Source organism: Streptomyces ossamyceticus (genome assembly GCF_001418475.1).
Lineage (GTDB): Bacteria > Actinomycetota > Actinomycetes > Streptomycetales > Streptomycetaceae > Streptomyces > Streptomyces ossamyceticus.
In genome coordinates this window covers 1-13,105 of sequence record NZ_LIQX01000023.1, presented here as the reverse complement: position 1 = coordinate 13,105, position 13,105 = coordinate 1, and the positions used below count along the sequence as shown (strand labels likewise).

Annotated in this window: 14 protein-coding genes and 1 riboswitch; of the genes, 2 read left to right on the top strand and 12 right to left on the bottom strand. The window is 71.8% G+C overall.

What is annotated here, in order from left to right; translation table 11 throughout:
- Window positions 1-139: 139 nt before the first annotated feature.
- The 9 genes from AOK15_RS02125 to AOK15_RS02085 form a co-directional block, all read right to left on the bottom strand.
- Entirely contained in the window at window positions 140-1,228 is a 1,089-nt protein-coding gene (locus AOK15_RS02125) for a hemolysin family protein (RefSeq protein ID WP_055512087.1), read from the bottom strand.
- Window positions 1,225-2,568: a hemolysin family protein gene (locus AOK15_RS02120; protein ID WP_055512085.1), complete on the bottom strand. Its 1,344-nt coding sequence runs from the start codon at window positions 2,566-2,568 to the stop codon at window positions 1,225-1,227. Before AOK15_RS02120 ends, AOK15_RS02125 begins: the two co-directional genes overlap by 4 nt.
- Window positions 2,569-2,855: 287 nt before the next feature.
- Window positions 2,856-3,311 carry a PH domain-containing protein gene (locus tag AOK15_RS02115; RefSeq protein WP_055512083.1) on the bottom strand — a complete coding sequence of 152 codons (456 nt, stop codon included), beginning with the start codon at window positions 3,309-3,311 and terminating at the stop codon, window positions 2,856-2,858.
- Window positions 3,312-3,331: 20 nt separating this feature from the next.
- Window positions 3,332-4,189, bottom strand: a complete 858-nt coding sequence (gene hisG, locus AOK15_RS02110; RefSeq protein ID WP_055512080.1) for an ATP phosphoribosyltransferase — start codon at window positions 4,187-4,189, stop codon at window positions 3,332-3,334.
- A 53-nt stretch (window positions 4,190-4,242) separates the two neighbouring features.
- Complete coding sequence (locus AOK15_RS02105) at window positions 4,243-4,515, bottom strand: phosphoribosyl-ATP diphosphatase (RefSeq protein ID WP_031486114.1); 273 nt, start codon at window positions 4,513-4,515, stop codon at window positions 4,243-4,245.
- A gap of 34 nt (window positions 4,516-4,549) precedes the next feature.
- Window positions 4,550-5,035 carry a 6,7-dimethyl-8-ribityllumazine synthase gene (ribH, locus tag AOK15_RS02100; RefSeq protein WP_055512079.1) on the bottom strand — a complete coding sequence of 162 codons (486 nt, stop codon included), beginning with the start codon at window positions 5,033-5,035 and terminating at the stop codon, window positions 4,550-4,552.
- A 49-nt stretch (window positions 5,036-5,084) separates the two neighbouring features.
- Window positions 5,085-6,374, bottom strand: a complete 1,290-nt coding sequence (locus AOK15_RS02095) for a bifunctional 3,4-dihydroxy-2-butanone-4-phosphate synthase/GTP cyclohydrolase II (protein ID WP_055512076.1) — start codon at window positions 6,372-6,374, stop codon at window positions 5,085-5,087.
- On the bottom strand, window positions 6,371-7,003 hold the full coding sequence (locus tag AOK15_RS02090) for a nicotinamide mononucleotide transporter family protein (RefSeq protein ID WP_055512074.1): 633 nt from the start codon (window positions 7,001-7,003) through the stop codon (window positions 6,371-6,373). Before AOK15_RS02090 ends, AOK15_RS02095 begins: the two co-directional genes overlap by 4 nt.
- Complete coding sequence (locus AOK15_RS02085) at window positions 7,000-7,602, bottom strand: riboflavin synthase (protein WP_055512072.1); 603 nt, start codon at window positions 7,600-7,602, stop codon at window positions 7,000-7,002. Before AOK15_RS02085 ends, AOK15_RS02090 begins: the two co-directional genes overlap by 4 nt.
- A gap of 156 nt (window positions 7,603-7,758) precedes the next feature.
- A riboswitch (FMN riboswitch) is annotated at window positions 7,759-7,889 on the bottom strand.
- A 442-nt stretch (window positions 7,890-8,331) separates the two neighbouring features.
- On the opposite strand from AOK15_RS02085, the gene AOK15_RS02080 reads away from it, so the two are divergent.
- Window positions 8,332-9,090, top strand: a complete 759-nt coding sequence (locus tag AOK15_RS02080) for an SDR family oxidoreductase (protein ID WP_055512070.1) — start codon at window positions 8,332-8,334, stop codon at window positions 9,088-9,090.
- Between the two features lie 240 nt (window positions 9,091-9,330).
- Here the strand turns inward: AOK15_RS02080 and AOK15_RS02075 are convergent, their stop codons facing one another.
- The gene (locus AOK15_RS02075; protein WP_055512068.1) at window positions 9,331-10,755 is read right to left on the bottom strand and encodes an ROK family transcriptional regulator; all 1,425 of its coding nucleotides are present in this window, start codon (window positions 10,753-10,755) and stop codon (window positions 9,331-9,333) included.
- 254 nt (window positions 10,756-11,009) lie between these two features.
- On the opposite strand from AOK15_RS02075, the gene AOK15_RS02070 reads away from it, so the two are divergent.
- Window positions 11,010-12,221, top strand: a complete 1,212-nt coding sequence (locus AOK15_RS02070) for an MFS transporter (protein ID WP_055512066.1) — start codon at window positions 11,010-11,012, stop codon at window positions 12,219-12,221.
- Here AOK15_RS02070 and AOK15_RS02065 read toward each other — a convergent pair.
- On the bottom strand, window positions 12,181-12,639 hold the full coding sequence (locus AOK15_RS02065; protein WP_055512064.1) for an acyl-CoA thioesterase: 459 nt from the start codon (window positions 12,637-12,639) through the stop codon (window positions 12,181-12,183). The genes AOK15_RS02070 and AOK15_RS02065 overlap by 41 nt on opposite strands.
- 124 nt (window positions 12,640-12,763) lie before the next feature.
- Window positions 12,764-13,105: glycoside hydrolase family 6 protein (locus AOK15_RS02060; protein WP_167738781.1), on the bottom strand; the 342-nt coding region annotated here is incomplete at its 5' end.

Here is a 13,105-nt window from a genome sequence, read left to right as displayed (position 1 = left end):
GTTCCCCGCGCCCCTGAAGGAGACGGGCCTGCGGCCCGCCCCTTCATGAAAAGCACGGGGCGCAGCCCCGCTTTTCAGGGGCGCGGGGAACTGCGCGAGCAACCACGAACCACCCGCACCCGCGTACGCGCCCTACCCCTCAGCTCGCCAGGACGTTCTCCGGGGATCCCGTCGTCCTCGGCTCTGCCAGGCGTACCGGCGGAGCCTGACGGTGGGCGGGGTCGCGGACCTCGCCGACCAGGAGTTCCAGGACGTCCTCCAGGGCGACCAGGCCGAGGACCTTGCCGGACGCGTCGACGACCTGCGCGAGGTGCGTGGCCGCGCGGCGCATGACCGTGAGCGCGTCGTCGAGGGGGAGTTCCGAGCGGAGGGTGGTCATGGGGCGCCACACCTGCTGGGGGACGGCCCGGTCGGAGTCCTCCACGTCGAGGACGTCCTTGACGTGGAGATAGCGGCCCATGAACGCGCCGGTCTCCGCGACCACCGGGAAGCGGGAGTAGCCGGTGCGGGCGGTCAGGGCCACCACCTGCGCGGGGGTGACCGAGGGGCCCACCGTCACCAGCGAGTCGCGCTTGAGCAGGACGTCCGTCACCGGGCGGGAACCCAGCTCCAACGCATCCTCCAGGCGTTCCTGCTCCTCGGGGTCCAGCAGTCCCGCCTGGCCCGAGTCCTCGACCAGCCGGCCGAGCTGGACGCTGGTGAAGACCGCCTCCACCTCGTCCTTGGGCTCGACGCGGAAGATCTTCAGGATGACCCGGGCGCAGGCGCCGAGCCCCACCGTGACCGGTCCGCAGACACGCGCGAAGGCGACGAGGCCGGGGCTCAGCCACAGCGCCGTCTTCTCGGGCGCCGCCATCGCCAGGTTCTTCGGCAGCATCTCGCCGATGACGAGGTGCAGGAAGACCACCACGGCCAGCGCGATGACATACCCCAGGGGGTGGATCATGCCGTGCGGCAGATGGATCGCCTCGAACACCGGTTCAAGCAGCTTCGCCACGGTCGGCTCCGCGACCGCGCCGAGCGTCAGGGAGCAGATCGTGATGCCGAACTGGGCCGCCGCCATCATCTGCGGCAGGTTCTCCAGGCCGTGGAGGACCTGTCGGGCCCGTGCCGTGCCGAGCGGTTCGATCTGGCTGCGGCGGACCGAGACCAGGGCGAACTCGGCGCCGACGAAGAAGCCGTTGGCGAGCACGAGGAGCAGGGCGAACAGGAGTTGGAGCACGCTCATCGGGCCGCCTCCGCCAGGGTGAGGGGTTCGGGGGCGGGGGCGGTGCGCACGAGGCGTACCCGCTCGGCGCGGTAGTGCCCGACCTGGCGCACCGCCAGCCGCCAGCCGGGCAGCTCCGCCTTGTCGCCCGGCGCCGGGATCCGGCCGAGCAGGTCGGCGACGAGGCCCGCGACCGTCTCGTAGGGGCCCTCGGGCACGTCGAGGCCTATGCGCTGGAGCACGTCGACCCGGCAGCTGCCATCGACGTCCCAGGCGGGGCGGCCCTCCTCGGGCGGGGCCACGGCCAGTTCGGGCAGGTCCTGCCCGTCGTGCTCGTCGCGGACCTCGCCGACCAGTTCCTCGACGATGTCCTCCAGGGTCACCACGCCCGCCGTGCCGCCGTACTCGTCGACGACGACGGCGATGGGCTGTTCGCTGCGCAGCCGGGCCAGGAGGGGCTGCACGGGCAGCGACTCCGGGACGAGCAGCGGGACCTTGGCGATATGCCCGACCGGAGTGTGCAGCCGGTCCCGGGCCGGGATCGCGAGGGCGTCCTTCAGGTGCACCATGCCGACGATCTCGTCGATCCGCTCCCGGTAGACGGGGAAGCGGGACAGGCCGGTGGCGCGGGTCAGGTTGACCACGTCCTCGGCGGTGGCCGAGGACTGCAGGGCGCTGACCTTCACGCGGGGCGTCATCACGTTCTCCGCGGTCAGCTCGCCGAGGGACAGTGTGCGGACGAAGAGGTCGGCCGTGTCCTGTTCCAGGGCGCCGGCCTGCGCGGAGTGGCGGGCCAGGGAGACCAGTTCGTCGGGGGTGCGGGCGGAGGCCAGTTCCTCGGCGGGTTCGACGCCGAGTGCGCGGACCAGTCGGTTCGCGACGGCGTTGAGGCCGGCGATGACCGGGCGGAACAGGCGGGAGAAGACGTACTGGGGGCCCGCGACGAAGCGGGCGACCTGCATGGGCCGCGACACCGCCCAGTTCTTCGGAACCAGTTCACCGATCACCATCTGCACCGCGGACGCCAGCAGCATGCCGACGACGACGGAGACTCCGGAGACCGCGCCTTCGGGTATGCCGAGCGCGGTGAACGGGCCGTGGAGCAGCTCCGCGAGCGCCGGTTCGGCAAGCATGCCGACGACGAGGGAGGTGATGGTGATGCCGAGCTGGGTGCCGGAGAGCTGGAAGGACAGCTCCTTGAGGGCGCCCACCACCTTGTGGGCCCGGCGGTCACCCTCGGCCGCGGCCTTCTCGGCGTCCGGTCGCTCGACCGTCACAAGGCCGAACTCGGCGGCGACGAAGAAGCCGTTGGCGAGGATCAGGAGGAAAGCGGCTGCGAGCAGCAGCAGAGGGATGGTCATGCCGCCGCCTCGATATCTCGGGAGGGGGCGGCGCAGGTACTACAGGACGATCCGTCCATCGCTGGAAGGAGTCACTCCTCGAAGTAGCAGGGGGCCACTGGCGTACCCGGTGGCACAACAGTGGCGGAGGCGCAACGAAAACGCCTCCGCCAACAGATTAATCAAGACATGGGCCGGTACGGCAGGGGCGGCGGCCCTGAGTCGGCCCCGATCTTCCCCTGCGTCGACCGTGAGCCTGCTCGGGGGCGCCCCGGATGCGCTCGCTGTCAGTCCTGGGTCACTCGGTGTCAGCCCCGGGGCTGTTCGGGTTCGCCGACGGAGCGGGCCTCGACCAGTGCCCTCAGGGCGCGGGCGTCGTCGATGGCGTGCTGCTTGGCGATGCCGGGCTGAATGCCGAGGGCGGGCAGGCTGGTGCCGTCGGTGAGGTCGAGGAAGACCCAGGGGTCGCCGACCCGCAGGTTCACCTGGACGATCTCCGCCCAGCCGAGCCGGCGCCTCCCTGTGATGTTGACGACGGTCACCCCGGACTCGTCGGCGACCACCTTGAGCCGGGACAGCAGACACAGCACCCCGGCGAGCAGGGCCGCCGTGAAGACGAAGCTGAGCCTCTCCCCCGGGCCGAGGGTCGGCAGCAGCAGCGCGACCACCGTGATGACCACGAAGATCGCCGCGGCGGCGGTCAGCAGGACGGCCCGGGTGCGCCCCGGCCGGAAGGTGACCGGCAGGGCGGGCAGATCCGACATCGCGTACGACTCCCCGGAACTCAGAGGCGACAGGCGTGGATGGCGGTGGTCAGGATGGCCCGGGCACCGATGTCGTACAGGTCGTCCATGATCCGCTGGGCCTCCTTGGCCGGGACCATGGCGCGTACGGCGACCCAGCCCTCGTTGTGCAGCGGCGAGACGGTCGGCGACTCCAGGCCCGGGGTGAGGGCGACGGCCTTCTCCAACTGCTCGACACGGCAGTCGTAGTCCATCATCACGTAGGTGCGGGCCACGAGGACGCCCTGGAGGCGGCGCAGGAACTGCTGCACCTTGGGCTCGCTCTCCGAGGAGGTGTCGGCGTCGACGCGGCGGATGACGACCGCCTCGGACTTCATGATCGGCTCACCGAAGACCTCCAGGCCCGCGTTGCGCAGGGAGGTCCCGGTCTCGACGACGTCGGCGATGACCTCGGCGACACCCAGTTCGATGGCGGTCTCGACGGCGCCGTCGAGGTGGACGACGGAGGCGTCGATGCCGTGGTCGGCGAGGTGCCCCGCGACGATGCCCTCGTACGAGGTGGCGACGGTCTTGCCCTTGAGGTCCGCGATGCCGGCCGCCGTGCCGGGCTTGGCGGCGAAGCGGAAGGTGGAGCGGGCGAAGCCGAGCGGGAGGATCTCCTCGGCGTCGGCACCGGAGTCGATCAGCAGGTCGCGGCCGGTGATGCCGATGTCGAGACGGCCGGAGGAGACGTAGATCGCGATGTCGCGGGGGCGGAGGTAGAAGAACTCGACCTCGTTCTCCGGGTCGACGATCCGCAGTTCCTTGGACTCCCGGCGCTGGAGGTAGCCGGCCTCATGCAGCATCTCCCCCGCAGGGCCGGACAGGGAACCCTTGTTGGGGACGGCGATGCGCAGCATGAGGCGGGCTTCCTTCGTTCTCGTGGGTGCGGAGATGTGTGCGGGGTGACGGCTCAGAGGTGGGCGTACACGTCGTCCAGGGAGATGCCGCGGGCGACCATCATCACCTGGACGTGGTAGAGCAGCTGCGAGATCTCCTCGGCGGCCGCTTCCTTGCCCTCGTACTCGGCGGCCATCCAGACCTCGGCGGCCTCTTCGACGACCTTCTTGCCGATGGCATGGACGCCCTTCCCGACCAGTTCGGCGGTGCGGGAGGTGGCGGGGTCGCCGTTGGCAGCCTTGTGCTGGAGCTCGGTGAAGAGCTCCTCGAACGTCTTCTTGGACATGGTGGGCCCCACACTACGCCGTCACGGGCGTGCCTCAGCGCCAGGGTTCAGATACTGAGCGGAGCGTGGCCGCGGTCGCCACGGCCGCGGTCACCGCCTCGTGCCCCTTGTCCTCGTTGGAGCCCTCGATGCCTGCGCGGTCCAGGGCCTGCTCCTCGGTGTCGCAGGTCAGTACGCCGAAGCCGATGGGGACGCCGGTGTCGACGGAGATCTGGGTGAGGCCCTGGGTGACGCCCTGGCACACGTACTCGAAGTGGGGGGTGCCGCCGCGGATGACGACGCCGAGGGCGACGATGGCGTCGTAGCCGCGGCCGGCGAGGACCTTGGCGACGACCGGGAGCTCCCAGCTGCCGGGGACGCGCAGGAGGGTCGGCTCGTCGATGCCCAGGTCGTGCAGGGCGCGCAGGGCGCCGTCGACGAGGCCGTCCATCACCTTCTCGTGCCACTGGGCCGCGATGACCGCGACGCGCAGGTCGCCGACGTTGCTGACGGACAGTTCGGGTGCGCCCTTGCCGCTCACGTTGCTCCTTGGTTCCTGAATCTCGTGCGTGCTGTTCGTGCCGCTGGTGTTACTGCTCGCCGCAGGTGGTCACGGTGGTCGTGTCCAGCCAGGGCAGGTCGTGGCCCATCCGGTCCCGCTTGGTGCGCAGGTAGCGGAGGTTGTGCTCGCCCACGCGGACGGGCATCGGCTCGCGGCCGGTGACGGCGAGGCCGTGCCGGACGAGGGCGTCGGTCTTCTCGGGGTTGTTGGTCAGCAGCCGGAGGCTGCGGACGCCGAGGTCGCAAAGGATCTGGGCGCCGGCGCCGTAGTCACGGGCGTCGGCGGGCAGGCCCAGTTCGAGGTTGGCGTCGAGGGTGTCGCGGCCGCGTTCCTGGAGTTCGTAGGCGCGCAGCTTGGACAGCAGTCCGATGCCGCGTCCTTCGTGGCCGCGGAGGTAGACGACGACGCCGCGGCCCTCGGTGGCGATGCGTTCGAGGGAGGTCTCCAGCTGCGGGCCGCAGTCGCAGCGCAGGGAGTGGAAGACGTCGCCGGTGAGGCATTCGGAGTGGACGCGGACGAGGACGTCCTCGCCGTCGCCGATCTCGCCGTGGACGAGGGCGACGTGTTCGACGCCGTCGACGGTGGAGCGGTAGCCGTAGGCGGTGAAGTCGCCGAAGGCGGTGGGCAGCTGGGTCTTCGCCTCGCGCTTGACGGTGGGCTCGGAGGAGCGGCGGTAGGCGATCAAATCCTCGATGGAGATGATCGTCAGGCCGTGCTTGCGGGCGAAGGGGATCAGCTCGGGCAGGCGCAGCATGCGGCCGTCCTCGCCGGCGATCTCGACGATCGCGCCGGCCGGGCGGAGGCCCGCGAGGCGGGCGAGGTCGACGGCGGCCTCGGTGTGGCCGTTGCGCACGAGGACGCCGCCGGTACGGGCGCGCAGCGGGAAGATGTGGCCGGGGCGGACGAAGTCGGTGGGCCGGGCCGTGCCGCTCGCCAGCAGCTGGAGCGTGGTGGAGCGGTCGGAGGCGGAGATGCCGGTGGTCACGCCGTGCTCGGGGGCGGCGTCGACGGTGACGGTGAAGGCGGTGCGCATGGACTCGGTGTTCTGCTGCACCATCTGCGGCAGTTCGAGCCGGTCCAGTTCGTCGCCCTCCATGGGGGCGCAGATCATGCCCCGGCATTCGCTCATCATGAAGGCGACGATCTCGGGGGTGGCCTTCTCTGCGGCGATGACGAGGTCGCCCTCGTTCTCCCGGTCCTCGTCGTCGACGACCACGACGGGGCGGCCGGCCGCGATGTCGGCGATGGCCTGCTCCACGGGGTCGAGCCCGAAGTTCTCGATGTCGTCGGTGCTGTAGAGAATCGGCGCCATGGTCATGCCGGGGCTCCTTCCAGGGCGGGCTTGCGGGACCGCAGCCACCAGTCGCGCATGCCCCACAGGACGAGCGCGCCGTAGATGATGTAGACGAAACCGGAGAAGGCGTAGCCGTTGGCGAAGTTGAGCGGTACGCCCACGACGTCGACCAGCAGCCAGGCGAACCAGAACTCGACCATGCCGCGTGCCTGCGCGTACATGGCGACGATGGTGCCGGTGAAGATGTACGCGTCCGGCCAGGGGTCCCAGGACAGGGTGGGGAACGCGGTGAAGAGTCCGCCGACGGCGAGGGTGCCGAGGGCGGCGCCGGCGAGGAGGTAGCCGCGTTCGCGCCAGGTGGCGAAGCGGGGGGCGATGGCACCGTCGGCGGCCTGTCCCTTGGTGCGGTTCCACTGCCACCAGCCGTACGCCGCGACGACCATGACGATGACCTGCTTGCCGGCGCTGCCGGTGAGGTGGCCGACGAAGGCACCGAAGAGGATGAGCCCGGAGAGGAACTGCACGGGCCAGTTCCACAGGGAGCGCACGGCGCCGAGCGCGAGGGCGATCAGGCCGAAGATGTTCCCGATCATGTCCGACCAGCGGATCTGCTGGTCGAACACGGTGAAGGCGACCGAGTTCAGCGAGTTCACCGCGTCGCCCCTTGCGATCCGAGGAGCCGCTCGACGTACTTGGCGATGACGTCGACCTCGAGGTTGACCGGGTCGCCGGGCTGCTTGCGGCCGAGGGTGGTCAGGTCGAGGGTGGTGGGGATGAGGCTGACGGTGAAGTGGTCGGTGCCGGCCTCGACGACGGTGAGGCTGATGCCGTCGACGGTGATGGAGCCCTTCTCCACGACGTACCGGGTGAGGTCGGCGGGGAGCGAGATCTTGACGATCTCCCAGTTCTCGGACGGCTTGCGCTCGATGACCTGGCCGGTGCCGTCGACGTGGCCCTGCACGATGTGGCCGCCGAGGCGTTCGCCGACGGCCATGGGGCGTTCGAGGTTGACGCGGGAGCCGACGGTGAGGGCGCCGAGGCTGGAGCGGTCGAGGGTCTCCGCCATGACGTCGGCGGTGAACCAGTCGTCCTCGTGCTCCACGACGGTGAGACAGACGCCGTTGACGGCGATGGAGTCGCCGTGCTTCGCCCCCTGGGTGACGACGGGGCCACGCAGTCGGAAGCGGGAGGCGTCGCCGAGGTTCTCGACGGCGGTGACCTCACCCAGCTCTTCGACGATTCCGGTGAACACTTCCCGGGTCCTCCTGCCTCGTGGGGCACGGACTCCGGGGCTGTCGAAGACGACAGAGATCAGCGGACAACGGCACAGGGGGCGACGCCGTGTGGAGGACCCACTCCCGCTGGAGCAGGCCGACAACAGTCGGCGGCGCGCACGCATGCCCGCCCGCCGCGCACTGCCTCCCATCCGGACTTTAACCGTCGGTCCAGGAATTTCACCTGGTCAACCGGCCGCTGGAAGCGACCGGGTCGCGGACTGTAACCGCCGGTTCGGACTTTCACCGACCCCGGAGTGCGCTGCTTCTGGTACACGGCCAGTGTGCCACGCCTGATCGGCACCCATGCGGGTGATGACTGTGGGGTGGCTCACAGATGGTGTCACTGGACTTCTACGGCGCGTGACACGGAGGCCGGGCCCTGACTGACCACGAGTCAATTTCCGCCCCACGGGCCCCAGTCGGACCCGCCGAGTCCCTGCCGGACGGCACGCCGACCCATTGACCAGGTTGGTCTAGTCCTTTTAAGGTCTGCGATCGCGGTTACTCGTCCCGAAGGCGTTCAGGCCGCCCCCAGTCGGCCCGGCGGCGGTGACGACGGCCCTTGCCCCGCCGCCGGGTCCCCTTCTCCCCCTCCCTCGCCGTCCGGTGGGTTACGCGCCCCGTGTCACATTCCTCGGGTGCTGTCCGGTCATAGCTGCCGAAGGCGTTCCGCGGGGAGCGCCGGTGTCGAAAGGTTGGGCAGCATGACCACGATCCTGGTGACCGGCGGGACCGGTGTCCTCGGCCGGCACGTCACCGAGCGGCTGCGCGCGGACGGACACGAGGTACGGGTGCTCAGCCGGCACGCGCGGCCGTACGCCGTCGATCTGGTCGCGGGCGGGAGCGGGCTGGACTCGGCGCTGGCGGAGGTGGACACGGTGGTGCACTGTGCGTCCTCGCCGCGCGGCGGCGACGAGAGGGCGGCGGCGCATCTGATCGCCGCCGCGCGGCGGGCCGGGGTGGGGCATCTCGTGTACATCTCGATCGTCGGCGTCGACCGGGTGCCGTTCGGTTACTACCGGAGCAAGCTGGCGGTCGAGCGGCTGGTCGAGGAGTCGGGGCTGGGCTGGACGACGCTGCGGGCGACCCAGTTCCACGACCTGCTCGTGACGCTCTTCGAGGGCCTGGCGAAGTCCCCGGTCATGCCGGTGCCGACCGGGGTGAGCGACCAGCCGATCGCTGTCGCCGAGGTCGCCGACCGCCTGGCCGAGCTCGCCGTGTCCGCCCCCGCGGGCCGCGTCCCGGACATGGGCGGCCCCGAGATCCTCAGCCTCCGCACGCTGGCCCGCATCCACCTGACCGCCACCGGCCGCCGCCGCGCCCTCCTGACGGTGCCCCTGTTCGGCAAGGCGTACGCGGGGTTCCGGGCCGGGGGTCACCTGGCCCCGGAAAGGGCGGTGGGCAAGGGGACGTTCGGGGAGTACGTGGCCGAACGGTTCGGCGGGGGCCGGAGGACGGGGTGAGCCGAGAGGCCGCCGGGTCGGTGGGCGGATGCCGGGGGCGGCCGGGTCCGGGCCCTACCCGGCGGGGAATGCCGAGGGCGGCCCCGTTCACGTGGGCCGACCGGCAGCCCCGCACATGGAAGGCGAGGTGGGCCGCGATGCCTGACATCCGGGCGGACGCCGAAGGCACGGTGAGCCGCGAAGCCTGTTCAGCGGCGGGGTGCGGATGATGGACCCGGCCATGGCCCGCTCGCTGCCGACCTACCGCGGCGGCGGTGCGAACAGCTCGTCCTGGGCCGTGTCTCTCGCCATGAGCAGGGCCCCGCGCAGTACGGCGGCGCCGCCGAGGGCGCTGGGCCGGACCTCGGTGGGCAGCGGCGACAGTGCCGCCAGCCGCGCCTCGACCCGGGACGCGAGGACCTCCCCTCCGGCTCGCCCGACCTCCCCTCCGAGCACCACGCAGCCGGGGTCGAGTACGGCGACGACGGAGGCGGCACCGATGGCGAGACGATCGGCCAGGGCGTCGAGGAAGCGGGCATGGGCGTCGGCCGACGGGCGGGTGTCCGGGGTCGCGTGCGCGTCAGCCAGGGGGTGTACGGGAGGGTGTACGGGAATGTCCGTCCCGTCCGACGAGGCCTCGGCCCCGACCGATGCGGGACGCGTCTGCGGAGCGTCGGCCACGGTTCCACCCGCCGCCGGACGCGTCCGCGGGGCGTTCGCGTCGGCCGGTGCGGCAGCGCTCCCGTCCGTCGGCGGGCCGGATCCGCCCGTCGGAGGTCGGCTCGTCACCGCCTGGGCGGCTGCCCTCACCAGGGTGGCCGCGTGTGGCTCGTTTCCCGTGGGGGCGGCGGCCGTCAGGGCGTACTCCCCGGCCAGGGAGTCGATCGCGGCGGCGGCGCCCAGGGAGTGGAAGCCGCCCTCGCAGTCGGTGGCCGAGGGCAGGGTCGTGGTGCCCGGGACCGGGAGGAAGCCGATCTCACCGGTACCGCCGGAGGCGCCGCGGCGAAGGGTGCCGTCGAGGACGACGGCCGCGCCGGTGCCGAGGCCCAGCCAGAGCAGGACGAAGGTGTCGCGGTCGCGGGCGGCGCCGTCCCGCTGCTCGGCGAGCGCCGCGAGGTTGGTCTCGTTCTCGACGAGGACCCGGGCCGGGAGGCGTTCACCCAGGGCGGCGGCCAGCCGACGGTGCCATTCGGGCAGCCCGGTGCTGTCGCGCAGTTCGCCGGTGGCCGGGTCGATGAGACCGGGGGCGCCGATCGCCACGGTGTGCAGCCGGTCGGCGCCCGACTCCTTCGCGGCGCGCTCCACGAGACCCACGGCCTGCTCGACGGCGGGCCCCGTCCCCGCGTCGTGTGCGATCGGGACGGACGCCCGCGCCAGTTCCCTGCCGAGCAGATCGGCCACGACGACCGTGACGCCCTCGGTGCGCACGTCGAGCGCGGCGAGGTACGCGCGGTCGGCGACGATGCCGTAGAGGCGGGCGTTCGGCCCGCGCCGCTGCTCGCCCGACTCCCCCACCACCGAGATCAGTCCGGCCTCGGTGAGGCGCTCCACGAGGTCGGCGACGGTGGGCCGGGACAGACCGGTGAGCTGCTTCAACTGCCCCGCCGTCAACGGCCCTTCCTCCTGCAACAGCCGCAGGGCGAGCCGATCGTTGATGGCCCGGGCAGTGCTGGGTGATGCGGGCATGCCGGGATCCTCCCAGATCGACGACGCGTACGGTTGCCTGCCCTGCGCCGACCAGGGAACACGACTCGGCCCCCGGACCCACGACGCCGTACGGACAGCGCTCTCTATCTATCAGGCAGGGTTCCTGATAGTTTACGGCGGCGCGAGAGCGGGCCGGGAGGCCGCAAACGGGCGAGTACGGGAGGTCCGGAAACGGGCGGGTACGGCCGGCGCGCGAGTCCGAGGGCACTGAAGGAAGCCAGGGAGGGCGGAGAATGAGCGCAGTGGTCTACGAACGGCGCGATGTGCGGCGGGCCCGGTACGCCGTGGCCGCCGTCTTCGCCGTGCACGGAGCGGTGACCGGCTCGTTCGCGACCCGGGTGCCCTGGATCCAGGACCACGCCCAGCTCAGTGCTGGTCAGCTGGGGTTGGCCCTCGCGTTCCCGGCGATCGGCGCGTCCGTGGCGATGCCGCTCGCCGGCTATGTCAGCCATCGGCTCGGCGCCCGTACGGCGATGCGGGTCCTGATCGCGCTGTGGACCCTCGCGCTGGTCCTGCCGTCCCTCGCCCCGAACCTGTGGACGCTGTGCGCCGCCTTGTTCGTGTACGGCGCGGCGGCCGGGATGGCGGACGTGGCGATGAACGCGCTCGGCGTCGAGGTCGAGGCCCGCCTCGGCAAGTCGATCATGTCAGGTCTGCACGGCATGTGGAGCGCGGGCGCCCTCGTCGGCTCGGCGGCCGGCACGCTCGCCGCGCATCTCGGCTCGGACGCCCGCCTGCACCACGCGCTCGCGGCGGCCACCCTCACCGTGCTCGGTCTGGTCGCCTGTCAGTGGGTGCTGGACATCCGGGCCACCGAGGACGAGGAGCCGCCACCCCGGTTCGCGTTGCCGCCCAGGTCGGCGCTGCTCATCGGCGCGGTCGGGTTCTGCGCGGTCTTCGCCGAGGGGGCGGCCCTGGACTGGTCGGCGGTGTATCTGCGGGACGAGCTGGCGACCTCGGCGGGCCTCGCGGCGGCGTGCACCACCGGGTTCATGCTCACCATGGCGGTGGCCCGGCTGGTGGGCGACGCGGTGGTGAACCGCTTCGGCGCGGTGCGCACGGTGCGGGCGAGCGGTGTCCTCGCGGCGCTCGGCGGTGTGCTGATCGTCGTGGCGAACCACCCGGCGGTCGCCATGGCCGGGTTCGCGCTGATGGGGCTGGGTATCGCCGTCGTCGTACCGCTCTGCTTCGCCGCGGCCGGGCGCAGCGGCCCGAACCCGAGCCTGGCCATCGCGGGCGTCGCGACCATCACCTACACCTCGGGGCTGATCGCGCCGAGCGCGATCGGTGGTCTGGCGCAGCTGACCAGCCTGGTGGTGTCGTTCGGTCTGGTGACCGTGCTGGCGTGCGGGCTCGCCGTGTTCGCGGGGGTGCTGCGGGCCGGGGAGGGCGACCGGGCGCGGATCAGTCGGCCGGACGCAGCAGTTCCCGACCCGAAGCCCTGAAGTCGTCGCTCCACGCGGTGGGCCGCAGGGTGTCCGCGTCCAGCCTGACGAGGACGCGGGTGCCCCGCGCGTAGGTCCGCGAGCCGTCGGTCGAGCAGAAGCGGAAGCCGTAGGTCAGGCCGGTGGTGCCGAGCCGCTCCAGCCACAGGTGCACGGCGTAGGCGCCGGGCCGGGTGACCGGTGCCTCGTAGCTGATCCGCAGTTCCTTGACCACGTTGCAGAAGTCGCCGGCGGCGGCCCAGTCGCCGTCGAAGCCGTAGCCCTGCTCCCGCCAGTGCTGGGTCCAGGCGCGCTCGACCATCACCGGGTAGCGGGCGTTGTGCAGCATGCCGAGGGCGTCCAGGTCGTCGAAGTGCACGGTGACGGGGACGAGCCTGCCGTGGGCGAGGGCAGGGGCTGTCGGGGCTTCGGCGGTCACGGGTGGTGCTCCTGGGGAAGGTCGACGCGGAACGGGACGCCCTCATCCTAAGCAACCGCTCAGTGTGGGCGGTGGGGGCGGTCCCCGTCGCTCAGCCCCGCGGCGGTACGGACGCGGACCCCGCTCACCCCCGTGCCAGTTCGTACGCGTACCCCGGTGAGAACTCGCCGGCGTCGCCCTGGCATCCGTCGGACTCGCCCGGCAGTTTCACCCACAGATAGGCGTCGATGCGGGACTCGCCGGTGGTGAGCGTCGGCGAGCGGCCGAGGCCCCGGCCCGGCGGGTCGCACCAGGCGCCGTCGGTCGGGGCACCGTTGCCGTTGCGGCTGGTGTCGATGACGGCGCCGAGGTCCGCCGGGCCGCCGAGGGCGTCCAGCACCTTCCGGGTGTAGGCGATCTCCGCGTCGGTGCGGTTGAAGTTCGACACGTTGCTGAAGACCCCGTCGGAGGAGCCCGGTGCGGCGGC

Bases quoted from the DNA above. Each gene is read 5' to 3' on its own strand.
- AOK15_RS02125 (WP_055512087.1), bottom strand. From the start codon at position 1,228: ATGAGCGTGCTCCAACTCCTGTTCGCCCTGCTCCTCGTGCTCGCCAAC.
- AOK15_RS02120 (WP_055512085.1), bottom strand. From the start codon at position 2,568: ATGACCATCCCTCTGCTGCTGCTCGCAGCCGCTTTCCTCCTGATCCTC.
- AOK15_RS02115 (WP_055512083.1), bottom strand. From the start codon at position 3,311: ATGTCGGATCTGCCCGCCCTGCCGGTCACCTTCCGGCCGGGGCGCACC.
- hisG (WP_055512080.1), bottom strand. From the start codon at position 4,189: ATGCTGCGCATCGCCGTCCCCAACAAGGGTTCCCTGTCCGGCCCTGCG.
- AOK15_RS02105 (WP_031486114.1), bottom strand. From the start codon at position 4,515: ATGTCCAAGAAGACGTTCGAGGAGCTCTTCACCGAGCTCCAGCACAAG.
- AOK15_RS02095 (WP_055512076.1), bottom strand. From the start codon at position 6,374: ATGACCATGGCGCCGATTCTCTACAGCACCGACGACATCGAGAACTTC.
- AOK15_RS02080 (WP_055512070.1), top strand. From the start codon at position 8,332: ATGACCACGATCCTGGTGACCGGCGGGACCGGTGTCCTCGGCCGGCAC.
- AOK15_RS02075 (WP_055512068.1), bottom strand. From the start codon at position 10,755: ATGCCCGCATCACCCAGCACTGCCCGGGCCATCAACGATCGGCTCGCC.
- AOK15_RS02070 (WP_055512066.1), top strand. From the start codon at position 11,010: ATGAGCGCAGTGGTCTACGAACGGCGCGATGTGCGGCGGGCCCGGTAC.